We start from the raw sequence: 24,132 nt of genomic DNA on the forward strand, positions 1-24,132 counted from the left end.
AATCGGCCTAGGCAGGGAATGTGACTGGACCACGACCGCAGCAGCGGCATGAGGTTGCCCGCACGGGTTCCGCCATGGCCGTCGGCCGGACTTTCGCCACCAAGGCTTGAATTTGCCGCGTTTTCGGTGAAAAGCATGGCCATGATTTCGGGCGGCAATGGCATTGCTGGAAACGGGCAGGGCGGACGGCCTTTCCCGGCGCTGGTGCTTGCATTGGCGCTCGTCGCAGCGCTTTCGGTCCCGGCCTCGGCCCAAATGTTTTCGGATCGCCCGCCACCGGTGCCGCCGGCTGCGGTTCCTGATGTCCAGACCGGTCCGGCCATGAATCTGGCGCCGCCTTCGGGGACCGGCACGATTCCGACCGTTCCGCCGCCGCTGAACCAGCCAACCATTGTGCCCCCCTCGATCGCCACGGTCCCGCCGGCAGCGGCGCCGCCGCCGGCGGCCGCAGCTCCAACTCAGGGGGTACTGTCACTGACGGCGCGCTACGGCAAGGACCTCCCGGTGATTAATGGGGGGCTGGTGTGGCGGGTGTTCGCCGACAAGCCCGACGATACCGGCACTTTCAAGCTGATTCGCGAGGAGCGCGGCGCGACCCCGAACATCGTGCTGCCGCCCGGCAACTACGTCGTTCACGTCGCGCTCGGCCTCGTCAGCGCGGTGCGGGCGGTGAGCCTGAAGGCGGAGACCGACCGCGTCGCCTTCGTGCTGCCGGCCGGGGGCTTGCGCATCGAAGGCCGCGTCGGCAGCAGCAAAATTCCGCCGAACCAGATTTCGTTCGCGCTGTACAAGGGCAGCCAGTTCGAGGGCGGCGCCGAGCGCAGCCCGCTGCTGCCGAGCGTTCCCGCCACCGACGTCGCGCTGCTGCCCGAGGGGACCTACTACATCATCTCCAACTATGGCGACGCCAACTCGGTCGTGCGCTCCGACATTCGGGTCCAGGCCGGCAAGCTGACCGACGTCACCGTCAGCCACCGCGCGGCGGTGATTACGCTAAAGCTCGTCAGCGACCGGGGCGGCGAGGCGCTCGCCAACACCGCATGGTCGGTCATCACGCCGGGCGGCGACGTCATCAAGGAATCGATCGGCGCATTTCCGCGCGTGGTACTGTCCGAAGGCGAGTACCGGGCGATTGCCAAGAACGAAGGCAAGGTGTTCGAGCGTCCCTTCAACGTCGTCAACGGCGTCGACGGCGAGGTCGAGGTCATCGCGCGCTGACCGTCTGCGCGTCGGACTGTCATAGTCTCTAATGTGCACTAACCATCGCACAGCTTAAAACTGTCATAATCGCCATATCGGCGTACCGCTGCCGCATTTTTTACACAGCCTTAAACCCGGCTGCATTGGATGCCCGGGGATTGAGTGCGCGTAGCGGGGCAGGGCATGGTTGCGGCCAACAGATCATCGAAAAGATCATCAGAGAAATTCAATACCGAAATGTTTGCCGACGTCGCGGTTTTGCAGCGCAAATGGCAGGCCGCGTTGCGCCCGGGCGAGAATTTGCCACGCTACGAAGACGTCATGCTCGGTAGCCTTGGCCGGCTTGCGGACCATGTGGTGTTGCTTCGCGACGACGACGACACGCTCGCCGTCTCGCACAGCGGCCGCTATGTCCAGCAATGGCTCAATGATGATCGCTGGGACATTCCCTTGAGCGCGCTGCCGCCGGATTGCGCGACTGCGCTCGGCGAAGCCGCATCTCACGCGCTGCAGAACGGCCGTCCGTATCTTGCAGCGGGGCATTGCGTGCGCGACGGGCTGGTTCGAACTTATGACGTGCTGGCACTGCCGACGTCTTCGCGTTGGGGCGCCACCTTGGTCGGCGCCTATGTCAACGAGCGCGACGCACAATTCAATCTGCTGGATACGATCTTCTCGGCGACCGACGAGGGCGTATTGTCGCTGGCCGCGATTCGCGATGCGAATGGCAATCCGTCCGATTTTCAGATCGTTCATCTCAATCAGGGTGCAGCGCGGCTGCTGCGGCAACCGTCGACGGAATTGTTGTGGCACCGGCTCGCCGCGGGCGGAAACCTGCTGTGCGCCCCGGAGATAGTTCGGCGTCTGCGCGAAATCATCAGCAGCGGCAATGGTGGCCAGATCGAAATCGACAGCGAGGACCGCTGCCTGCGACTGGGTGTGACCGCGTTCGGCGACATGCTGTCGCTGACGGTTTCCGACGTCACGGCGCTGAAGCGGAGCGAAGTTTCGTTCCGCCTGCTGTTCGACAACAATCCAATGCCGATGTGGGTGTTCGATGCCGAGACGACCCAATTCCTCAGCGTGAACGACGCGGCCGTGCAGCATTACGGCTACGCTCGCGAAACGTTCCTGCAGATGCAACTTCGCCAGATCTGGCCAGCGGACGAATGGGCAAGCCACAGCCAGGCGCTGCAGCAGCTCGGCGACGTCTATAATTCGAGCCGCGACTGGCGGCATCTCAAGGCCGATGGCAGCGAAATCCATGTGCTGACATTCGGACGGCGTGTCGCCTTCGATGGGCGCGACGGCTATCTGGTTGCCATCGTCGACATTACCGAGCGCCGCAAAGCGGAAGCGCGGATTGTGCACATGGCCCATCATGACGGCCTGACCGACCTGCCGAACCGCGACTTCTATCAGGACCGCCTTCGCCAGGCGCTGGAGCGTGCGTCCGGCAACAGGCGCGTCGCAGTACTCTGCGTCGATCTCGACCTGTTCAAGAACGTCAACGATTCATTCGGTCATCCGATGGGCGACCGACTGCTGAAGCAGGTGGCCGAGCGGTTGAAGTCCGAGGTTCGCGGCGACAATCTCGTCGCCCGGCTCGGCGGCGACGAATTCGCCATCGTGCTGGCCTCCGATGTGTCGCCGAACGAGGTGAGCGACTTCGCCGACCGCCTGATCGGCGTGCTGAGTGCGCGCTATGACCTCGACGGCATCGAGGTCATTGTCGGCGCCAGCGTCGGTATTGCGCTGTCGCCCGGCGATGGCGCGACCTGCGAGGAATTGATGCGCAACGCCGACATGGCGCTCTACCGCGCGAAATCCGATGGCGGTGGCGTTCATCGTTTCTTCGAGCCCGAGATGGACCGCCAGGCGCAGAAGCGCCGCGATATGGAGCGAGATCTGCGCCGGGCCTTCGCCAAGGGCGAATTCGAACTGCACTATCAACCGCTCGTGGATATTGCGGCCAACCGGATCAGCGGGTTCGAATCGCTATTGCGCTGGCGCAGTCCGGAAGAGGGCATGATCTCTCCAGCCGATTTCATTCCGGTCGCAGAGGACATCGGATTGATCGTGGGGCTCGGCGAGTGGGTGCTGCGCGAGGCCTGTTCCGAGGCGGTGAACTGGCCGGAAGACATCAAGGTCGCCGTCAACCTGTCGCCCGTTCAGTTCCGCAGCCGCAACCTGGTACAGGCGGTGATTTCCGCGCTGGCGCATTCCGGTCTGTCGCCGCGCCGGCTCGAACTCGAAATCACCGAATCGGTCTTCCTGGCCGAGACCGAGGCCAATCTGGCGATCCTGCATCAGCTTCGCGAACTTGGCGTCAGCATATCCATGGACGACTTCGGCACCGGCTATTCGAGCCTGAGTTATCTCCGCAGCTTTCCATTCGACAAGATCAAGATCGACCGCTCGTTCGTGAAAGACCTCGTCGCGCGTACCGATTGCGTCGCGATCGTGCGAGCCATCTCCGGTCTCGGACGCAGCCTGAACATCACGACGACGGCCGAAGGCGTCGAGACCACGGACCAGCTCGACTGGCTGCGCGCCGAAGGCTGTAACGAAGTGCAGGGTTTTCTATTCAGCGCGGCAAGACCGGCAGCCGAACTGGCAGCGTTGCTGTCCGGGTTCGACAAGCGAGGCTCGAAGGCCGCCTGAGGCAATGGCAACTCGTCATGCCCTGACTTGATCCGGGCATCCATCCTCTTCGCAAGAGTCTTCTCGAGATTCAAGAGTCTTCTCGAGATTAATGGATTGCCGGGTCAAGCCCGGCAATGACGGCCGCGGCGAATTTAGAACCGCGTCACGATATCCGACAGCGTCGGGCGCGGGCGGTCTTCGGTTGGTTTCGACGGTGTTCCGATATGGATGAAGCCGGCGAGTTTTTCATCCGCCTTCAATCCTAGCCCGTCGAGCACGTCGCGGTCGAACGCGAACCAGCCGGTGAGCCAGCAGGCACCGTAGCCTAGCGCAGTGGCCGCGTTGACGATGTTCATCGCGCTCGCGCCGGCCGACAGTTCCTGCTCCAGGGGCGGTACTTTTGGGTGCGGTCTGGTGAAACTAACCACACCGATCACCAGCGGTGCATCCATCAGCCGGCGCTTTTCGATCTCGATATCGGCGGTCGGGGCTGCCGGATTCTTTTTCGCGAACACTCGCGCGATGACCTCGCCAGCGCGGAGGCGTCCGTCGCCTTCGAATACGATGAAGCGCCACGGCGTCAGCTTGCCATGATCGGGCACCCGGGCACCGATGGTCAGGATGGTGTCGAGTTCGCTGGCCGTCGGGCCAGGCCCGCTCATTTCGCGGGGCTTCACCGATCGGCGGATCTTCAGGAGTTCAAGGGCGTCAGGCACGAAGTTTTTCTCTCGTCGGGAATGGCTGTGCTAAAGATAGTGGCGCAGCCGGTCCAGCGGAAGCCGATTTAGACCGATTATGATCAGGCTGCCGCTCGCGCCCGCTTCACGTCTGGCGGCGTTGCCTCTTCGACGAGGGCGGCCAGCGCCTCGTCGGTCGGCATCACCTTCTGCCCGTCGCTGCCGAGCCGGCGGATCGAGACCGAATGGGTCTCGGCTTCCTTCTTGCCGACGACGAGCAGGGCCGGGATTTTTGCCAGCGAATGCTCGCGGACCTTGTAGTTGATCTTCTCGTTGCGCAGGTCGATCTCGACGCGCAGGCCCGCCCGCCGCGCGGCGGCGGCGACCACCTTGGCGTATTCGTCGCCTTCGGAGGTGATGGTCGTCACCACCACCTGCGTCGGCGCCAGCCAGAGCGGGAAATTGCCGGCGAAATGCTCGATCAGAATGCCGATGAAGCGCTCCATCGAGCCGCAGATCGCGCGATGCACCATCACCGGTGCCTTCTTCGAACCGTCGGCGTCGATGTAGAACGCGCCAAAACGTTCCGGGAGGTTGAAGTCGACCTGCGTGGTGCCGCATTGCCAGTCGCGGCCGATGGCGTCGCGCAGCACATATTCGAACTTCGGCCCGTAGAACGCGCCTTCGCCCGGGTTGATCTCGGTCTTGATGCGGTTGTTGCCGCTGGCCTGAATTTCCGCCAGCACCGTTGCCATGACGCGCTCGGCGTGGTCCCACATCTCGTCGGTGCCGACGCGCTTCTCCGGCCGGGTCGAGAGCTTGACCGTGAGTTCGCCGTCGAAGCCGAAATCGGCGTAGGTCGACAGGATCAGTTCATTGATCTTGAGGCACTCCTCCGCAAGCTGCGCTTCGGTGCAGAACACATGCGCATCGTCCTGGGTGAAGCCGCGCACGCGCATCAGGCCGTGCATGGCGCCCGACGCCTCGTAGCGATGCACCACGCCGAACTCGGCAAGACGCAAGGGCAGGTCGCGGTAGCTCTTCAGGCCGTGCTTGAAGATCTGCACATGGCCGGGGCAGTTCATCGGCTTGAGCGCAAACCAGCGCTTGTCCTCGGCCTCGTCGCCGGCCGACTGCGCCGCGAACATGTTCTCGCGGTACCAGTCCCAGTGACCGGAGGTCTCCCACAACACCTTGTCGAGGATCTGCGGCGCATTGACCTCGTCGTAGTCGCCGGTCAGGCGTCGGCGCATATACGCGATCAGCGCCTGGAAGATGGTCCAGCCCTTCGGGTGCCAGAACACGACGCCCGGGCCTTCTTCCTGGAAGTGGAATAGGTCGAGCTCACGGCCGAGCTTGCGGTGGTCGCGCTTCTCGGCTTCCTCGATCTGTTTGAGGTAGGCGTCGAGCTCTTCCTGCCTGGCGAACGCCGTGCCGTAGATGCGGGTCAGCATCGGATTGTTGGCGTCCCCGCGCCAGTAGGCGCCCGCCACCTTCATCAGCTTGAAGGCGTTGCCGATCTTGCCGGTCGAACTCATGTGCGGGCCGCGGCAGAGATCGAACCAGTCGCCCTGGAAATAGATCTTGATCGGCTCGTCGCCGGGAATGGCGTCGACCAGTTCGACCTTGAACGCCTCGCCCTTGTCGCGGAACACCTGTTTTGTTTTTTCGCGATCCCAGACCTCTTTGGTGAAAGGCTTGTCGCGCGCGATGATCTCGCGCATCCGCTTTTCGATCGCGGCAAAGTCTTCCGGTGTGAATGGCTCGTTGCGGAAGAAGTCGTAATAGAAGCCGTTCTCGATCACCGGGCCGATGGTGACCTGCGTGCCCGGCCACAGCGACTGCACCGCCTCCGCCAGCACATGGGCGCAGTCATGCCGGATCAGTTCCAGCGCGCGGGGGTCTTCGCGGTTGATCAGCTCGATCCTGGCGTCGTCCGAAATCGGATCGTTGAGATCGGCGACCACGCCGTCGAGCGCCATCGCCACCGTGCGCTTGGCCAGCGAGGGCGAGATGCCCCTGGCAATGTCGAGGCCGGTGATGTCCTTGGCGAATTCACGCTTGGCGCCGTCGGGGAAGGTGAGGGTGATCTTTTGCACGGGTTCGGCCGGTTTCAAATTGGCGAGGCCGAACTGGAATCCCGATGCGGGCGTATTCTGGTCAGGCATTGGCATCTCCTAGAGCTCACTCCTGCGAACGAGCGCAGGTAAGCGGGAAAGCAGCGGTATAGCAGGGGATTCGGCTCCTGCAATCGGGCAATATCGAGAAAATCACGCCATATCGTGATCACAAAGAACGGCAAGGGCCGATCGTCCGCCACCAGGGATTGCCGGACTGACGCGCATTGTCTAGCCTTGCGTATTGCGCCGCTGCTCGCCCATTCGCCCGATTGTGCCGGTCTGACGATGTTTCGTTTTCTCGTTCTCGCAGCCCTGCTGCTGGTCAGCGGCGAATTGCGTGCCGAAACGCCGGCCGAAAAAGCCGGCTTTGCGCCGAGGCTGATCATCTACAACGCCAAGGGGCCGGCCAATTCCTGCGGTCCGGGTTGCGACCGCTGGATCGCGATCGAGGGCCAGGTCGATGAGGGAGCGGCGGCTCGTGTCAGCCGCTTCCTGCGTGACGCCAAGGACACCACGCGCCCGATCTATTTCCATTCGCCGGGTGGTTCGGTCAGGCCGTCCTATGTCATCGCCCGGATGCTGCGCGGCAGGAAGGCCGTTGCCCGGATCGGGCGCACCATCGCAACCGCCTGCACCCGCGGAACCCAGGTGGACGCGGCCTGCCTCAAGATCAAGACGGCCGGCGGTGAGGTTGAAGCCGAACTGACGACCCGCAACGCCATGTGCAATTCGGCCTGCGGCTACCTGCTTCTCGGCGCCACGACCCGCGAGGTTGCACCCGATGCCGTCATGGCCGTTCATAACTCCAGGCTGACGCTGGTCGTTCACGGGTCGATCCCGGCACAGGTGATCGCCGAATACAAGCAGCGCCGCATGGCCAGTGCCGATCGCGAGCGCGCCGCGTTCGTCACCTCGATGGGCGTCAGCCGTGAGCTGGACGATCTCATCAAGACGGTAAAGTTCGAGAGCCTGCACGTCCTGACACGGGCTGAGCTCTATCGCTTCGGTATCGACAAGCGTTCTCTGCTCGAAACGCCCTGGACATTCGAAACCGCGGCGCGCCCCTACGTTCGCAAGCTCGCGTCGGCCAGGCAGGGTGACGGCACATCGTTCCGTTCGATGGAGTGGCGGCTGTTCTGCGAGGCCAAGACTCGCGCCAGGCTGATGTTCGTCCGGGAAGCCGACCAGGACGCCGGCAGCAACAAGGACGTCAACAAGACGGTGATGTTGATGGCGGGTCCGGAAAAATCCGTGGCCTTTGGCAGGTACCCCGCGCGTGTCGGCAAGTTCGAAATCTGGAGCGACATCGTCGCGCCCGAGGCCATGGAGGCAATGCTGGCCGCTCCCCGCCTGCAGATGGGCGAACGCATGCCAGCGGCGGAAGGCAAGACCGACCTGTCGACATTCGACATCGACATGCTTGGCCTCGGAGCGGCGTGGACGCGGCTCTTGGCGTCGTGCCCCGCCAACAACCCGCGGCCTGCGGCGGCATCGACCAATCTCAACGCCGATCCCGCAGCCGCGGCAAATCCGGCGAAGTGACCACGAGATTCGATTCGGTGCGCTCGCCGCGGGTGACGAAGCCGGCTAGCGGTTTGCGTAGCTGGCGATCTGGGTCAAAGCCGGCGTTGCCGCCATCTTGACCAGCACGTCCTTGATCGGATGCTCGGTCCAGGCCTGCGTCACGTAATCGCGATGGGTGACGCCGTCAGGCGTCTGCACGAACACGACGCTGCCGGGCCGCAGCGGCCCGTCCATGCTCTCGGTGACGGTGATGCCCTTGTCGCGGAGCATCTGCATCAGCTCCAGGTCGTGCCGCTTGGTGTAGCGGGTGTACGAAGAGACGAAGAAGCCGGTCCGGTTCTTCTCGATCCAGGACGCGAACTTGTCGAGTTCACCATAGACGGCGTCGAGCAGGAATACGCCGCGGACGCGATTGGGAAGGCCGCCGACCTCCAGGCTCCAGGCGGTCGGCAGGAAGCCGCCGCTATAGCCGACGATCACGATCGGCATGTTCGCAAACGCCTGCGCCGACTTTGGATCGCCGTAGAGACGGGCGAGATGGCCGGCCGATTCATCGATGAAGCGCTTCAAGCCGCCGGGCTGCCAGAACTTGCCGGCCGAGGAATCGGCGGCGTTGACCGCCATTTGCGGTGCAAGCAGCACGGCGTTGACGCCGGAATCGGTGATCTGCTGCGGCACCAATTGCCGGTCGCGGACGTCGCGCTCGAGCGTCGCGCCGTTGCCGTGGAAGAACACCACGATCACGCCGGGCTTTTTGACGTTGAACGTCTCGGGGACATGCACCAGCACGCGGCTGTCGTTGTAGGTTTCGTCCTGCCAATAGACCCGGCCGCCATAGCTGCGGTGGCCCTTGCGGTCGCCCTTGGTGATGTTCAGGAACGGCTCGTCCGAACGTGGATTGGTGCCGAAATAAGGGAAGGCGGACGACTTCATGCTGACCAGCGTGGTCGGCTCTTCACGCCCGGTGCGGGGCAACGTCATCGTCGGCGTCAGCGAGGCGACCCTTACGGATTCGGTCCTTACCGCGCGCGGCTCCGGTTGCGGTGTAAGCGCAACCTGGCGCTGGATCCGCGGCAGGCTTTCGCCGTCGGTCGGGAAACGATCGGCGAATTGCGGCTGGAGGAAGCGGTCCTCGAAAGTATCGGCCGAAGCCTGCGACTTGGCGGCGCGGGATTTGGCGCCGTCCGTGTTCGCGGCCAGAATGCCGGCGTTGGGCGCCTTGCCGCACTGAACGAGCACAAAGGATAGCGGCACGATCAGCGCAGCCAGGGCGACCCAGTGCCATCGCAGCTGCAGGACGCGCCGCGGCCCGGCCGACAACGCCGACCGCATGGCGCGACCAATTGTCTGGAATTTCGGATTAGCTCCGACCATCCACCCCAATGTCCCAAGATCCACCGTCAACCGGGGTTAAGCTTGCACGCGGCGACGTTAAGCGTCCGGAAAAACTCCCCACATCCGGACGCTCGAGGAGACCACCCAATCGTGTCGCGATTGTGGGACGGTCACGATGTTTTCGCAATCCAGCAGGCACGGGGCCAGATCGCGGTACCATCGAACCTATTTTGGGTCTCAATTTAAACCCTTGTTAACATTGCTTGAATTGAGAGGCGTCAACCTGCACGATGCAGCTCTCGGCTGCGGGCGCTTGAAGGTGGGGTCCGAGATGGCGGCATCAGAAGCGGGAAGCCCGGCTTGGCCTGGCTCGCTCACCAGTGGCGGCTCCACCGTTTCGGTCCTGGTGGCGGTTGCCATCGTCGTTGCCGACATGGTCGGCGTCGGCGTCTTCACCAGCCTCGGCTTTCAGGTCAAGGACATCCCGTCAGGCTTTTCGATCCTGCTGCTGTGGACGGTCGGTGGCATCGTCGCGCTGTGCGGCGTGTTTTCATACGGCGAACTCGGCGCGATGTTTCCGCGCTCGAGCGGCGAGTACAACTTCCTCGGCCGGGCCTATCACCCGGCCTTTGGCTTTGTGGCGGGCTGGGTTTCGGCGACGGTCGGATTCGCCGCGCCTGTCGCACTGGCCGCCATGGCCTTCGGCGAGTACGGCAAGTCCGTGCTGCCTGATGCGCCGCCGCTGGTGCTCGCGGTCGGCGTGGTCTGGCTGGTGTCGCTGGTGCAACTTACCGGGGTGCGGCACTCCTCGACCTTCCAACTGGTCGCGACCATTCTGAAGGTCGTGCTGATCCTGGCCTTCCTGGCCTGCGGTTTCGTGATCGGCACAGCGCAGCCGGTGTCGTTCACGCCATCAGCTTCCGATTTCACCCACATCGTCAGCGCGCCGTTCGCGATCAGCCTCGTCTTCGTGATGTATTCGTTCTCCGGCTGGAACGCGGCAACCTACATCATCGGCGAGGTGCGCTTGCCCGAGCGCAACGTGCCGCGGGCGATGCTGATCGGGACGCTGATCGTGCTGGTGCTGTATGTCGCGCTCAACGCGGTGTTCCTGCATACCGCGCCGATCGACAAGCTCGCCGGCCAGATCGACGTCGCCCGCATCTCCGGCAGCTACATTTTCGGCGAATTCGGCGGCCGCATCGTCGGCGCGATGATCTGCTTCGGGCTAATCTCCTCGATCAGCGCGATGATGTGGATCGGGCCGCGCGTCATGATGACGATGGGCGAGGATCTTCCGTTGCTGCGTCCGTTTGCCCGCCGCTCCGGCAACGGCGCACCGGCCTACGCCATCCTGTTTCAGCTCACGGTCGCCAGCCTGATGCTGTTCACGCGCAGCTTCGAGGCGGTATTAGAGTTCATCCAGTTCGCGCTGCTGTTCTGCTCGTTCTTCACCGTGCTCGGCGTGATCAAGCTGCGCATCACGCACCCCGATTTGCCGCGGCCGTACCGCGCCTGGGGATACCCCGTAACGCCTCTCGTCTTTCTGCTCGTGACCGGTTTCATGATGTACTACCTTTTGGCTGAACAGCCGCTGCGGTCGATGCTGAGTATCCTGATCATGTCGTCGGGCCTGCTGATCTATGCCGTCTTCCGCAAGCGGGCGGATCCAGGTCCTGTAGCTGTCTCTTCGGGTCGCGAATGAACGTGCTGCATTCCCCGAGAATGGTGACGTTTGCGGCTTTCATGCTGCTGGCGACCGTCGTTACCGGCCAGGCCCAGACCGTAACGGTGGACGACACCGCGAAATTTCTCGCGGGCATGATGCCGTCGGCGGACTCGCCGCTCGCGCCGCTCACCAGGGATCCGGCCTGGCAGCGCCACGCCAAGTTCTTCGACGGTGCGTTCGAGCAGCTTGAGCAGCGGCAATTGTCGAAAATCCGCGCCTGGGCGGACACCAACCTGGCGGCGCCGCGGCCGACCATGTTCTACATGTTCTCTGGCCCGGACTTTCTCTATGCGAACGCGTTCTATTCGAAGGCGTCGACCTATGTGCTGAGCGCGCTGGAGCCGGTTGGCTCGGTGCCGGACCTGACGCGATTGCCACGCGGCGGCATCGCGTCGGCGCTCTACAATGTCGAGCGCTCGCTCGGTTCGATCCTGAGCTTCAGCTTCTTCATCACCAAGCAGATGAAGACCGATCTGCAGGCGGGCCAGATCAGCGGCACCTTGCCGATCCTCTACGTGTTCCTGGCGCGCTCGGGCATGACCGTCAGAAGCGTCACTCCGATTTCGCTGGACGACAAGGGCGCGGCGTACACCGCCGGCGAAAATCCCGGGCCGAATGCCGTGCGCGGCGTGCGTATCATCTTCGCCGGAGGCGATGGGCAGGAGAAGACGCTGTACTACTTCTCGACAGATCTTTCCAATTCCGGCGTGCGGGCGAGCGGGTTCCTGAAATTCTGCGAGACACTCGCGCCGGGCAACAGCCTGATCAAAAGCGCGTCATATCTTCCGCATTCCGGCAATTTCACCACCGTGCGCAACTTCCTGCTCAACAACAGCGCCACCATCATCCAGGACGATTCAGGAATTCCGCTGGCTTATTACAGCACGAAGAAATGGCGCTTGTTTCCGTTCGGCCGCTATCTCGGACCGATCGACGAATTCCCGGATCGCTACCAGGAGTCATATGCTGCACTCTTCCGCCGCGCGCAGCCGATCGATTTCGGCATCGGTTATCGCTGGCGCACGGCAGAAACGAATGTGCTGCTGTCGGTGAGATTGCCGGACGATGGATCGCCCGCCATTGACGCCACAGCGTCGACTGAGGCGCCGCCGCCACCATCGCGCCCGCGAAGGCCGCGACCGCCGGCGGATATAGCGCCGCGGCCGCCGGCGGATTTCTGGCCGCAGCAGCCGCGAGGCGGATTTTTCTTCTGGCGCTAAGCGCGTGGCGCTCACGAAGGGTTGACGCCGCGCCAGCGTCCGTAGCGCCATGGCAGATACCATCGCGCACCCGGCGGTGCCGTGAGCGGCACGTTGTCGATGCCTGACGTTCCCCAGGGCTGGCAGCGCAGGATCCGCGCCAGCGTCATCCAGCCGCCGCCCCACAAACCGAAACGCTCGATCGCTTCGTCGCCATACACGGAGCACGTCGGCAGATGCCGGCAGTTGTAGCCGACCAGCAGCGACAGCGTGTGCCGGTAAATCCAGATCAGCGCGCGCCCGGCGTTGCGCGGCAAACGGGACACTCCGTTGGCACAATCCGTGCATCGGTTGTGTGATGACGATGACTGATCTGCGGGCGTCATTCGAGCTATGTACGTAGTTTTCCGGGAGTTCCCAAGCAAGGAACTTAAGACGTGCAGATATTTACGCCACAGTTCGCAACTATCGCACCGCAAAATGCCGGAGCAAGCCAAGGTATTATGGACGACACAGGACAGGACAGTTACCGTTTTGACGACGCATCGATGACAGAATCATTTCGTGTCGAAACGGGACCATTACCATCACCCGTTGATGGGGGCTTGGGGGAAGGAACCAAATTGAGGTTTGCAAGGTCGCTAAAATTTCGCGGCTGGGCGCTTCTCGGCGCCACCGCCTTCTGTCTCGCATTGCCAGGCGCAATCACGACGCTGGGCAACTCGGCGCATGCCGGCGGCGTCCTCGAAGAACGCAAGCAGCCGATGCATTTCAAGTGGAATGCCTGCCAGCCCGATTGCAGAGGTTGGGTCTCGGCCGTCGGCATTGTCACGTCGGATAGTCCGCGCGAGTTCGAGGAATTTGCAAAAAATCGCCAACTCGCCGGCGCGACCATCGTGCTGGATTCCAGCGGCGGCTCGGTCAACGATTCCATCGTGCTCGGCCGCAAGTTCCGCAGTCTGGGTATGTTGACCACGGTCGGCACCACCGTGCGCAAGCAGACCCCGAATGGCGAACGCACCAGTGTGGCGCCGGAAGCCTATTGCGAGTCGATGTGCGTGTTCCTGTTGCTGTCGGGCAAGACGCGTTACGTGCCGCCGGTCGCGCATGTCCGCGTGCACCAGATCTGGATGGGTGACCGCGCCGACGACGCCAAGGCTGCAAGCTATAGCGCGCAGGACCTGATGATCGTGCAGCGCGACATTGGCCGGCTCACCAAATACACCTTCGAAATGGGTGGCACCGGCGATTTGCTGTCGCTCGCGCTCAGCGTTCCGCCTTGGGAAGATCTGCACGAATTGTCGCGCAGCGAATTGCGCCTGAGCAATCTGGTCACGACCGATGCGGTCGCCGACGTGTTCCCGCAGGACAATTCATCCGTGCCGATGGCCGAGGCAAAGCCAGCCAAGCCGCAGGATCGCTTCGTCAGCTCCGCCATGGAAGGCGACGCGCAGCCGCAGCAGGGCAAGTCGACCAAGACCGCCGAAGCCGCGGTTCCGACCGGCGGCAATGCGACCGCGCCAGCGCAACCGGCCCAGCCGCAACAGAAGTAGGTTTCAAATTGAAGCCGTCATTCCGGGGCGCGCAAAAGCGCGAACCCGGAATCTCGAGATTCCGGGTCTGGTCCTTCGGACCATCCCGGAATGACCAGCCTTACGCCTGCGCCGGCTGCTTGGCCCTGGCTTCGATCTGGCCAATGGCATCGACCACGGCGTCGAAGGTCAGCAGGGTCGAGGCGTGGCGGGCCTTGTAGTCGCGCACCGGCTCGAGCAGGGCGATGTCGGCCCATTTGCCCTGCGGCGGACCGCCGTTTTCCTTCAACATCTTGCGCACGGTTTCTCGCAACTCACGTAACTCGTCAGCGGTCGAGCCGACCACATGGCTCGCCATGATCGAGGAGGAGGCTTGTCCCAGCGCGCAGGCCTTCACGTCATGGGCGAAGTCGGTGACCACGGGGCCTTCCATCTTGAGGTCGACCTTGACGGTCGATCCGCACAGTTTGGAATGGGCGGTGGCGCTGGCGTGGGGGTCGGGGAGGCGTCCGAGACGCGGAATATTGCCCGCAAGCTCGATAATCCGCTTGTTGTAGATGTCGTTCAGCATAGATCCGGGTCCCGGGCTCGGCTATGCGAGCGCCCTTGGCGGCTGGGTTTCACCGTCCTATATATGAACAGGAACGGCGGAAAAACAGCCCGGCCGTTTGCCGAGGGCGGCCCGACATGGAAACCTGTCCGGTCGCCAGCGTTTTGAGGATGGGACTCAGGCGTCCGGCGGTAAACCGCCCCGTCTGCCCGGTGACACTCCGGTCTTTGCGGGCCGGTCGAACGGAGAAGACATGGACGCATTGATCAAATCCCTCCGCCCAGGCAAGCCTTCTGACGCCAAGCCTTCCGAGGTGAAGTCACCCGATGTGGCGCCGGAAACCCGTCCGGCCGAGCTCGATCCCGCCGAATTCTTGGCTGCCGCCGTCCGTGCCGACCTGCCGCGCCCGTCGCGCGCCGAGGCCGAACACGCCGTGCAGACGCTGCTGAGCTATATCGGTGAGAATCCCGGCCGCGAGGGCCTTTTGGATACGCCGCGCCGGGTGGTCGAAGCCTTCGACGAACTCTATCAGGGCTACCACCAGTGCCCGGCCGAGGTGCTGGACCGCACCTTCGGTGAAACCGCCGGTTATGACGACTTTGTTCTCGTCCGCGACATCGAATTCACCTCGCAATGCGAGCATCACATGATGCCGTTCTACGGCAGGGCGCATATCGCCTATACGCCGGTGGAGCGGGTGGTTGGCCTCTCGAAGCTGGCGCGCCTGACCGATATCTTCGCCCGCCGCCTGCAGACCCAGGAGCACCTGACCGCCCAGATCGCGGCTGCGATCGACGAGGTCTTGAAGCCCCGCGGCGTTGCCGTGCTGATCGAGGCGGAGCATACCTGCATGTCGGTGCGTGGCGTCGCCAAGCATGGCGCGATGACATTCACCAGCCGCTTCACCGGCATGTTCCGCGACAATCCGGCGGAGCAGCAGCGTTTCCTGTCCCTGGTGCGAGGACCGAGCCGGTAGCCTCGCCGAAATTTCCGCGAGGAATACCGTGTCGACATCAGCAACTGTCAACGAGCGCGAAGAGGGGCTGGCCTTCCAGCCCAAATTCGACGCGTCGGGCCTAGTGACCTGCGTGGCGACGGACGCGGCGACCGGCCATGTGCTGATGGTCGCCCACATGAATGACGAGGCGCTGCGGAAGACGATCGCGACAGGCGATGCTTGGTACTTCAGCCGCTCGCGCAATGCGTTGTGGCGAAAAGGTGAGACGTCGGGTCAGACCCAGCGCGTGGTCGAGATGCGCACCGATTGCGATCAGGACGCGGTCTGGATCCGTGTCGAGCAGACCGGCGCCGCATGCCACACCGGCCGGCACTCATGCTTCTACCGCAAGGTCGACACAGCGGATGGCGGCACGCGCCTGTCCTTCGTCGATGCTGACCGGCAGTTCGATCCAGGCAAGGTTTATCGCAAGTGACCTCGTTATTCCCGGAACGACCGGCACGAGCGCCCTTAACCCGCCATTAACCATGATTGCGGCAGTCTCGACCGCGGAGGTCCTGATTGCCGGGGCCTTATGAGCCCGCGCGAGGTTTCGCGAGGAGCGGGGCAGCGGAGACATGGCGGTCGACACAACAAGCGCCACGGCTGCGGCAGGTGTCGATCCCACGCGCGCGAGGATCGCGGGCTCGATCAAGCAGGCGGCATCGACCACCGGCGCCAGCTTCGAATACCTGCTCGCCACCGCGAAGATGGAATCCAATTTCAACCCGAAGGCGGCCGCCACCACCTCGTCGGCGCGCGGGCTGTTTCAGTTCATCGACCAGACCTGGCTCGGCACGGTGAAGGAGGCGGGACCTCATCTCGGCTACGACAAATATGCCGACGCCATCACCAAAAATTCCGACGGCCGCTATTCGGTCGACGATCCCACCGCGCGCGCCGCGATCATGCGGCTGCGCGACGATCCTGAGGCCGCGTCGGCGATGGCGGGGGTGCTGACGCAATCCAACAGCTTCAAGCTGACCGGCAAGATCGGCCGCCGCCCGACCGATGCCGAACTCTATATGGCGCATTTCATGGGCGTCGGCGGCGCCGGCAAACTGATCCAGAGCGCCGAGGACAATCCGAACGCCTCCGCCGTGCGGATGTTTCCGAACGCAGCGGCGGCCAACCAATCGATCTTCTATGACCGCTCCGGACAGCCGCGCAGCGTCTCCGAGGTCTATTCGGTGCTAAGCACGCGCTACGCGGCTGCCGCCAACTCGCCGGTGACGCGCACGGCGATGGCGGCCGCAGGCGGCGACCTGCCAAGGCGCGTCACGGTGGCGAGCAACGCCGTGCCAACGGCAACCGCAATCGACAACGCGGCCTATCTCTCGAGCTTCCCGGATCAACGCGCCGTGACGCCGGTCGCAGCAGCGTCGCAGACCGCCTCGCCCTCGACGGACCCGATCTTCCGCTCGCTGTTCCAGGCCGGCGAACGCACCCAGCCGATCTCGCCCGCGGTGCAGGAATTGTGGGGCAGCAATTCGTCGCTGACCTCGGTTACGCCAGCAACCTCGGTTGCGCCAGCAACCTCAGTTGCTTCCGCGAGCACGGCATTGTCGGGCCACAAGCCCGAGGTCCGCGCCCCCGGAAGGCTCGATCTGTTCAGCGACCGCAACGGCACGTTCTCAAGCTAGCGACAGAGGAGGGTGTCCGGCAGGATACGAAGGCTTTTGGACGTGCCTGTCACGAAGGGGCTGCCGGATTCTTCGTTCGCTCGCGTCAAGCCTGAGTTGTACGCGGGATTTCCTACCGGATGTACCAACGCCATCTTCTGGTGAACCGCTCGAGCGCTTCGGCGATCTTCATCGTGATCGGCTCCCGGAAAAACCGGGAGAGGAAAGCATCCATTATCGCGATGCGGTCCTAAAACATTAACGAGGCGTTGTGTCTCCCTTAACAAAACGTCAATAAAACCAGCCGTTTATGGTGAACCCTTTGTTAAGCGTCGTGGTTTATTTTTTCTAATAGTGGCATCGCGTTCCGGTGTCGTTTGAGGTTGCGTAGCCAGGACCATGATTGTTCGGCAGTTCATCAGTTGGATTCGTACCGCTCCGGCAGGCGAGCGGGCAGAGGCGACGCGGGCGTTGGCGCGGGCCTGGTTGATTTCAGATCTCAGCGACGACGACCGCATCGCCGCCGAAGGCGCGCTTCTGATGCAGCTCGATGATCCGTCGCCGCTGGTTCGCCAAGCGATGGCGGAAGTCTTCGCTCGCAGTTCGGATGCGCCGGCCGCGATCGTGCAGGCGCTATCGCTCGATCAGCCCTCGATCGCGCTTCCCGTCCTCGAACATTCGCCGCTTTTGATCGATGCCGACCTCGTCGACATCGTCGCCACCGGCAACAGCGACATGCAATGCGCCATCGCGCGCCGCCTCCATCTGCCGCCTTCGGTGTCGGCCGCGATTGCCGAAGTCGGCTCGGCGGCCGCAGCGCTCGAACTGATCGAAAACGCCTATGCCGAGCTGGCGCCGTTTTCCTGGGACCGCATCGTCGAACGTCACGGCCATCTCGCCGCGATCAGGGAATCGATGCTGGTGCTCGAAGGCTTGCCCGCCGCGACCCGCGCGGCGCTGGTTGCCAAACTTTCCGAGACGCTGGCGCAATTCGTCGTCGCGCGGAACTGGCTGAGCGCCGACCGGGCTGGGCGGCTCGCGAGCGAGGCGCGCGAACGCTCGGCCGTGAACATCGCGGCGCGTTCGCGCGGCGAGGACATGGTCGGGTTGATCCGGCACCTGCGCGCCACCGGGCAACTGACCGCGGGCCTGATCCTGCGCGCGCTGTTGTCGGGCAATCTCGACCTGTTCGATGCTTCGCTCGCCGAACTGGCCGACCTGCCGCTGGCCCGCGTCACCGCGCTGCTGCACGACCGCGGCGGCGCCAGCCTGCAGGCGCTCCTGATCCGTGCTGGCTTCCCCGAATCGACGTTCGGTGCCTTCCGCATCGCGCTCGAGGTCAGCCATGAGACCGGTTTTGTCGATACGGTCGGTGGCGCCGCAAGATTGCGCCGCCGCATGGTCGAGCGCGTGCTGACCTATTGCGAGACCGACCGCAAGGCTGCCGAACCGTTGTTGATCCTGCTGCGGCGTTTTGCGACCGAGTCCGCGCGCGAGGAAGCCCGCATGTTCTGCGAGGAACTGGTCGCCGACGAAGCGTTCGTGCCGCCCGTGCGCGATCTGATCGCGGCGTAAGGTTTGAGATTTCGTAGGGTGGGCAACGCGAAGCGTGCCCACCATTTTCTAGCAGCACAAGGATGGTGGGCACGGCGCAAGAGCGCCTTTGCCCACCTTACGAAGCTGCAGCAACATATTCGGTGTCGTCCCTGCGAACGCAGGGACCCATAACCACAGCCGTTTGTGGTTACGTGAAGTCATCGACCAGCATGTCTTAAATCGAGAAGCCCTGGCGTATGGGTCCCTGCGTTCGCAGGGACGACGCGTGGAGAAATCCCGTCTTGTCCTACTCCGCCGGAACGATGCTCGGCGCCAGGATCGCTTCGAGATGCTCGGGTCGGTCGCGGTTGACCTTCAGCAAAAACTCGTCCGCGACGCCGCGCAGTTGTTTGCTGAGCTTGCTCGCCATCACGGCGGTGTCGAGCTTGGTGCGTTCGCGCACGATCGCCTGAATGGCGTTGATGTGGTGGGTGATCAGCTCAGGTGGGACTTGGTCGAGGTCGGGCGCGTGTTCGATGATGCGGCACAGGCTTTCGGCGGCAGCTCCAGCGGAAGGGAAGCCGAAAGTGGCGGCGTCGCCCTTGATGTCATGGGCGGCGCGAAACAGTTCTTCGCGGTTGTCGACGGTGAATCCGTCGCGGAGGATGACCGCGTGCGCGGCAGAGAGACGGTCGGCCTCGATCGCCATCCACGTCTTGAATTCGCCGGACAATCCCGCGAGCGCCTTTTCCGCGCGCCCAACGGGATCGTCGAGATCGGATTCGGGAACGCGCAGCAGCACCTTGCGTAGCGGATTGGGCTGCGTGATCACGTGGTGATCGGCAAACGATTTGACCTGTATCGTGCCTAGCTTTTCTTTGGCCATGATGGTCTCTCCAGGCTCGCGCTAGACGTTCGAACGCGCTTTGTCGAGCAGCGACGGCTGCTGCATCACTTCCACCTCGCCGCCGACGCGGCGCTCGGGGCCGATATAGGTGTTGTTGGTGTTGCGCCGGCGGTCCGGGCCGAAATAGGTCTTGGTCTTGATGAAGGGACGCGGGCTGGCGACGACGTTGAGGATGCGCTGGTAGAGGCCCTTGGCCGAGATCGGCTTGGCCAGAAACTCGGTGACGCCGGCGTCGCGCGCGACCGTCACGCGCCGCTTCTCCGAATGTCCGGTCAGCATGATGATGGGGGCGTAGGGATTGCCCTTGGATTCCGGCTGCCGGATCATCTGCGCCAGTTCGAGGCCGTCGAAGATCGGCATCGCCCAATCGGTGATGACGATGTCGGGCACGTAGTGGCTGTACATTTCGAGCGCAGTGGCGCCGTCCTCGGCCTCATAGACTTCGCGCGCGCCGAACGAATGCAGCAACGTCCGCAGGATGCGGCGCATATGCGGATTGTCGTCGCAAATCAGAAATCGCAGCTTGTTGAAGTCGATGCGATACATGGTCCGGCCCGGCCCAGCAAAACGGTATACTGGCGTTAACCATATCGCGGCGGCCGTTAAGGAATGGTTGCGAAGCGGGCGTATTGGACTTGCGCGACACCATTTTCAGACAGGGGATTCAGTTCCAAGCCAGCCCCCGACGGCGTCAGGACCCGAACTGCTCGCGCAGAATGCGTTCCTCGAGGCTGTGACCGGGGTCGAACAGCATCCGCATCGAGATCGTCTTGTCCGAGAGCACCTCGACGCGGCGGACGTCGCGCACGTCGTCATGGTCGGCGGCGGCGGCGACGGGGCGCTTTTCGCCCTCGAGCACCTCGATCACCACGAAGGCGGAGTTCGGGAGCAGGGCGCCGCGCCAGCGTCTGGGGCGGAACGCGCTGATCGGGGTCAGCGCCAGCAGCGCGGCGTTGATCGGCAGGATCGGTCCCTGCGCTGACAGGTTATAGGCGGTGGAGCCGGCCGGCGTCGCCACCAGGATGCCGTCGGCGATCAATTCCGCCATCCGCTCGTGTTCGTCGATCAGGATACGCAAATGCGCGGCCTGGTTGGTCTGGCGAAACAGCGCGACCTCGTTGATGGCGTGATGCAGATGCACCGCGCCATGCACGTCGGTGGCGCGCATCAGCAGCGGATTGATCAGGGATTCCCGGGCCGCTGCCAGCCGCGTGTGCAAATCGTGCGTGGTGAATTCGTTCATCAGGAAGCCGACGGTGCCGCGATGCATGCCATAGATCGGCTTGCCGGAGCGCATATGGGCGTGCAGCGTCTGCAGCATCAATCCATCGCCGCCGAGCGCCACCACGACGTCGGCATCGGCGGAGGCGTGGTTGCCGTAGAGCTTGACGAGCTGCGCCAGCGCGGCCTGCGCCTCGGCGCTTGCGCTCGCGACGAAGGCGATCCGGTCGTATCGCTTGGAAGTGGCCATGGGACGACGAACTCACAGCTGGCGCCGGATTGCGCCGCGCTCGTCTATACACCTTGTCGGGGCTTGTCGAGATGGCCGGACCGCCCTTTCGCGCCGGTAACGTAAACCGGCGGTCATCGGGATGTCATTTTTCCTGCAATGTCCGGATCGGGTCCCAGTCCGGGCCCGGCGGATTCTGGGCCAATTCCCGGGCCCGCGCGGCAAACAACGCCGCAGGGCGGTCGATATCGGCCGAATGGCCGAAACACTCGGCGGCGCGTTCGAATTCGCGGGCCCGCCAGTGCGCCAGCCCGTCGGCGTAGTTGGCGATCAATGTCTGCTGCGCGGGCGTCAGCCCGGCCGCCAGTGCCAGCAACTGGTAGATTTTCAGCGCCTGGGTTCGTCCCTTGACCCTGATGGCGTCGAGTTCGCGCCAGGCGAAGGCCTCGCCGGCCAGCGCAACCGTGGTCTCGGAAGCGATCACGGTGGTGCCGTAGAATTTGTTGGCGCCCTCCAGCCGCGACGCCAGGTTTACGGCGTCGCTCATCACGGAGTAGTTGAAGCGTCGCCGCGATCCGAAATTGCCGACCAGCGCCTCGCCGGAATTGATGCCGATCCGCTGTGCCAGTCGGTATTCCTGGAAGAGGGGTGAAGAAGCGTTGAGCTCGGCAAGCTGCTTGCAGCAGTCCAGCGCGGCGCGCGCCGCATTGGCGGCATGATCGGGATCGTCGGCCGGCGCGCCGAACACCGCCACGACGGAGTCGCCGATATATTTGTCGACATATCCGCCATGGCTCTCGATGACGTCGGTCATCGCCGACAGATATTCGTTCATCAGCTCCATCAGGCCGTCGGGCGACATCTTTTCCGCGATCAGCGAAAATCCTTCGATGTCGGAGAAGAACACCGTCACGTTGCGGGTCTCGCCGCCGAGCTCAGGCAATTTGTTCGACGACAGCATGCGGTTGATGACGTGCGGGGCGAGATAGAGCGCAAAGCTCTTTTGCAGCAGGCGGCGGTCCTTGTCCGCGACGACAAAGCGGAAGCCGATCGTGGCGGACAACGCGGCAAGGCTGGCCAGGAACGGCTCGACCACCGGCAGCGCCAGCGCATGGTTGAAGGCGATGGTCGCAACCGCCACGCCAAGCACGATCATGCCCGTCCAGGCCGCGAACGCGATAACCGGCCGAAACCGCCAGGCGGCTGCCGCAGCGAGCGCGGCAACGAGCGCCGCGATCAGCAAGCGGGGAAGCGGACCGGGTTCGATCACGCCGTTGCGCGCGATCAGGTTGTTGACGGCCGTGGCATGGATATAGACGCCTGCGATCGTGCTCTTCTTGAAGCCCGCGGCGACCGGCGTGCTTTCGTTCGTGCAGCGCGGAGCGCGCGCGCCTTCGATGCCGGTGGCAAAGCGCTTGGACGTCTGCTGACGGTCCTCGATGTCGAGAACGCTGCCGAAGATCACGACCTTGCCGGCGAACCAGCGCCGGAAATAGTCCTTGTCGTTCTTGACCGCGCAGGCGCGCAGATCGGCAAAGGTGAAGGTCGGAATGTCGTCGCCGCCGCCTTCGAAATTCAGCGTCATCGTGTTCGGCACGCGGCCCGGAACCTGGTAGCCGGCGAGCGTCAGCCTGCCGCGCTCGTCGAATTCGGGGGCAGCGCCCAGCGCCCGCGAGGCCAACTCGACCGCCATCGAGGGCACCCTCGTGCCGTTGACGGCAAAACTCAGCGGCATGCGCCGCAGGATATCGTCGCTGTCGACGTGGACGTTGAGCGGGCGGATGTTCTGCTGCTGGCGAACCGCGACGCGCTGCCCCGGCGACGGCCGGACCGGCTGGTTGCCGCCCAGGATTTCTCCCAGCACCACCTTGCCGTTCGCCGACGCACCGGCAAGTGCGCGAAGAAAATCGCGGTCGAAGCCGCGCACTTTCTCTCCCAGCATGCCTTCGCCGAACGGAATCTCCGACTGCTCGATCGATGCGGGGATTACCATGTCGAAGCCGGCAACTTTGGCGCCGCCTTCGAGCGTCGCTGACAGCACGCGCCCGATCTCGCCGGTCCAGGTCAACATCGGCGCGCCCTTGAACGGGGCGGTGCGCAGGCTCTCCTCGTCCATCGCGACGACGACCGCCGGCGAAGCGGCGGGATCCTGCCTTCGGCCGAACACATCCCAGCGCAGCGCCGTGAGGATATCGAGGGAGAGCCCGCGGATCGGACGGGCGGCGGGAGAAACCGATGCGGCGGCGCAAATCAGCGCGATGGCGGCGATCGCCATCCTGTTGCGCGTGCTGCGCCTTACTCTCAAGCTGGAAGGTCCGCCACGCCTATTCCATCCGCAACAGCCGGCCGACAATCGGCGTCGCGCCGGGCTTGGCCTGCGTATCCACCCGGAACACGATTTTCGACGACTTGAACGAGGCGGCGTAGAGGCCGCCGGGCGCCAGCGCGACGTTCTCGCTGGCGAAATCGAGGAACCGTCCCTTGAGCTGGGTGCCGCCCAGACTAATTTCCTGACGCTCATCCGGCACGTCGAGGCGCCGAATCACTAGCTTGCCGCGTCCCTTGGCTTCCACCAATGGCGAGGCGCCATAAAGCGTGAGCTGCGGCTGCGGCAGGGAAGCTGCCTTGGTGCTGTCGACGCTGCGCAGCACGGTGGCGGCGACGCCGCTGGTCTCCCGCGTCGTCACGTTCGCCTGGTTGGCATCGCAATTGGTCTTTTCGGCTTTGACGTCGGCGAGGTGAACGGCGCTCTCCTCGGTGCCGACGACGATGGTGCCGGCGCCGCTGATCGTCTCGCGCCGGCATGACTTCAGATAGCTGAGAATGACGGAGCCGCCGTCGCCGACCTTGATGACGGCCTTGGGCGTCACATAATCCATGAACTCCGCGCCGGTGACCTTGCCCTGAACTTCCTCGACCACCGCGGACGGCGAATCTGCCGCTGCCGGAGAAGCCAGCGCCAGCAGTCCGAGACAGACAGCAATCGTACGTTTCATTTGTTGGGACCCCATTGAAAAGCGCAGGTTCATTAGTCGCGCCAGCGCCAGAATGGTTTCATGGATGGATCAAAAAACCGGGCAAATACGTTCGCGGAACCGACCGATAGCA

Annotated in this window: 20 protein-coding genes; 10 read left to right on the top strand and 10 right to left on the bottom strand. The window is 63.7% G+C overall.

From position 1 onward, the window contains the following. Positions 1–141 precede the first annotated feature (141 nt). Both ACH79_RS28260 and ACH79_RS28265 read left to right on the top strand, forming a co-directional pair. Positions 142–1,218, top strand: coding sequence for a hypothetical protein (locus ACH79_RS28260; protein WP_161856618.1), 1,077 nt, complete (start codon positions 142–144; stop codon positions 1,216–1,218). Positions 1,219–1,383: 165 nt separating this feature from the next. Further along, on the top strand, positions 1,384–3,864 hold the full coding sequence (locus tag ACH79_RS28265; protein ID WP_161853854.1) for an EAL domain-containing protein: 2,481 nt from the start codon (positions 1,384–1,386) through the stop codon (positions 3,862–3,864). 134 nt (positions 3,865–3,998) lie between these two features. Here the strand turns inward: ACH79_RS28265 and ACH79_RS28270 are convergent, their stop codons facing one another. Both ACH79_RS28270 and thrS read right to left on the bottom strand, forming a co-directional pair. Beyond that, positions 3,999–4,562, bottom strand: coding sequence for a nitroreductase (locus ACH79_RS28270; protein WP_161853855.1), 564 nt, complete (start codon positions 4,560–4,562; stop codon positions 3,999–4,001). 83 nt (positions 4,563–4,645) lie between these two features. After that, entirely contained in the window at positions 4,646–6,691 is a 2,046-nt protein-coding gene (gene thrS, locus ACH79_RS28275; protein WP_161853856.1) for a threonine--tRNA ligase, read from the bottom strand. Positions 6,692–6,805: 114 nt separating this feature from the next. Between thrS and ACH79_RS28280 the strand changes: the two genes are divergently transcribed. Further along, complete coding sequence (locus ACH79_RS28280; RefSeq protein WP_246738164.1) at positions 6,806–8,185, top strand: hypothetical protein; 1,380 nt, start codon at positions 6,806–6,808, stop codon at positions 8,183–8,185. Between the two features lie 45 nt (positions 8,186–8,230). On the opposite strand, the gene ACH79_RS28285 is transcribed toward ACH79_RS28280, so the two are convergent. Continuing rightward, positions 8,231–9,541 (bottom strand): alpha/beta hydrolase, encoded by a 1,311-nt coding sequence (locus ACH79_RS28285; protein ID WP_161853857.1) that lies wholly within the window; start codon positions 9,539–9,541, stop codon positions 8,231–8,233. A 292-nt stretch (positions 9,542–9,833) separates the two neighbouring features. Between ACH79_RS28285 and ACH79_RS28290 the strand changes: the two genes are divergently transcribed. Next, positions 9,834–11,207: an APC family permease gene (locus tag ACH79_RS28290; RefSeq protein ID WP_161853858.1), complete on the top strand. Its 1,374-nt coding sequence runs from the start codon at positions 9,834–9,836 to the stop codon at positions 11,205–11,207. Further along, positions 11,204–12,451, top strand: coding sequence for a hypothetical protein (locus ACH79_RS28295; RefSeq protein ID WP_371419292.1), 1,248 nt, complete (start codon positions 11,204–11,206; stop codon positions 12,449–12,451). The genes ACH79_RS28290 and ACH79_RS28295 overlap by 4 nt, the downstream gene beginning before the upstream one ends. Before the next feature lie 11 nt (positions 12,452–12,462). On the opposite strand, the gene yidD is transcribed toward ACH79_RS28295, so the two are convergent. After that, on the bottom strand, positions 12,463–12,816 hold the full coding sequence (gene yidD, locus ACH79_RS28300) for a membrane protein insertion efficiency factor YidD (protein ID WP_161853859.1): 354 nt from the start codon (positions 12,814–12,816) through the stop codon (positions 12,463–12,465). 237 nt (positions 12,817–13,053) lie between these two features. Between yidD and ACH79_RS28305 the strand changes: the two genes are divergently transcribed. Further along, a complete protein-coding gene (locus tag ACH79_RS28305) occupies positions 13,054–13,983 on the top strand; it encodes a hypothetical protein (protein WP_161853860.1) in 930 nt (309 codons plus the stop codon). 100 nt (positions 13,984–14,083) lie between these two features. Here the strand turns inward: ACH79_RS28305 and ACH79_RS28310 are convergent, their stop codons facing one another. Then, on the bottom strand, positions 14,084–14,533 hold the full coding sequence (locus ACH79_RS28310) for an iron-sulfur cluster assembly scaffold protein (RefSeq protein WP_161853861.1): 450 nt from the start codon (positions 14,531–14,533) through the stop codon (positions 14,084–14,086). Between the two features lie 232 nt (positions 14,534–14,765). Here ACH79_RS28310 and folE point away from each other — a divergent pair, with 232 nt between their 5' ends. The 4 genes from folE to ACH79_RS28330 all read left to right on the top strand — a co-directional run bounded on the left by folE (position 14,766) and on the right by ACH79_RS28330 (position 18,706). Continuing rightward, entirely contained in the window at positions 14,766–15,488 is a 723-nt protein-coding gene (gene folE, locus ACH79_RS28315) for a GTP cyclohydrolase I FolE (protein WP_161853862.1), read from the top strand. Positions 15,489–15,516: 28 nt separating this feature from the next. Next, on the top strand, positions 15,517–15,945 hold the full coding sequence (gene hisI / locus ACH79_RS28320) for a phosphoribosyl-AMP cyclohydrolase (protein WP_161853863.1): 429 nt from the start codon (positions 15,517–15,519) through the stop codon (positions 15,943–15,945). A 142-nt stretch (positions 15,946–16,087) separates the two neighbouring features. Beyond that, complete coding sequence (locus ACH79_RS28325) at positions 16,088–17,152, top strand: transglycosylase SLT domain-containing protein (protein ID WP_161853864.1); 1,065 nt, start codon at positions 16,088–16,090, stop codon at positions 17,150–17,152. Positions 17,153–17,530: 378 nt separating this feature from the next. After that, a complete protein-coding gene (locus ACH79_RS28330) occupies positions 17,531–18,706 on the top strand; it encodes a DUF2336 domain-containing protein (RefSeq protein ID WP_161853865.1) in 1,176 nt (391 codons plus the stop codon). 268 nt (positions 18,707–18,974) lie between these two features. Here the strand turns inward: ACH79_RS28330 and ACH79_RS28335 are convergent, their stop codons facing one another. The 5 genes from ACH79_RS28335 to ACH79_RS28355 form a co-directional block, all read right to left on the bottom strand. Beyond that, a complete protein-coding gene (locus tag ACH79_RS28335; protein WP_161853866.1) occupies positions 18,975–19,553 on the bottom strand; it encodes an Hpt domain-containing protein in 579 nt (192 codons plus the stop codon). A 21-nt stretch (positions 19,554–19,574) separates the two neighbouring features. Then, positions 19,575–20,120 carry a response regulator gene (locus ACH79_RS28340; RefSeq protein WP_161853867.1) on the bottom strand — a complete coding sequence of 182 codons (546 nt, stop codon included), beginning with the start codon at positions 20,118–20,120 and terminating at the stop codon, positions 19,575–19,577. Positions 20,121–20,265: 145 nt separating this feature from the next. Further along, on the bottom strand, positions 20,266–21,045 hold the full coding sequence (locus tag ACH79_RS28345) for an NAD kinase (RefSeq protein ID WP_161853868.1): 780 nt from the start codon (positions 21,043–21,045) through the stop codon (positions 20,266–20,268). Between the two features lie 124 nt (positions 21,046–21,169). Next, positions 21,170–23,299 (bottom strand): adenylate/guanylate cyclase domain-containing protein, encoded by a 2,130-nt coding sequence (locus ACH79_RS28350; protein WP_202639057.1) that lies wholly within the window; start codon positions 23,297–23,299, stop codon positions 21,170–21,172. 49 nt (positions 23,300–23,348) lie between these two features. After that, positions 23,349–24,020, bottom strand: coding sequence for a hypothetical protein (locus ACH79_RS28355; protein ID WP_161853870.1), 672 nt, complete (start codon positions 24,018–24,020; stop codon positions 23,349–23,351). Positions 24,021–24,132: the final 112 nt, after the last annotated feature.

Source organism: Bradyrhizobium sp. CCBAU 051011, assembly GCF_009930815.1.
Classification (GTDB): domain Bacteria; phylum Pseudomonadota; class Alphaproteobacteria; order Rhizobiales; family Xanthobacteraceae; genus Bradyrhizobium.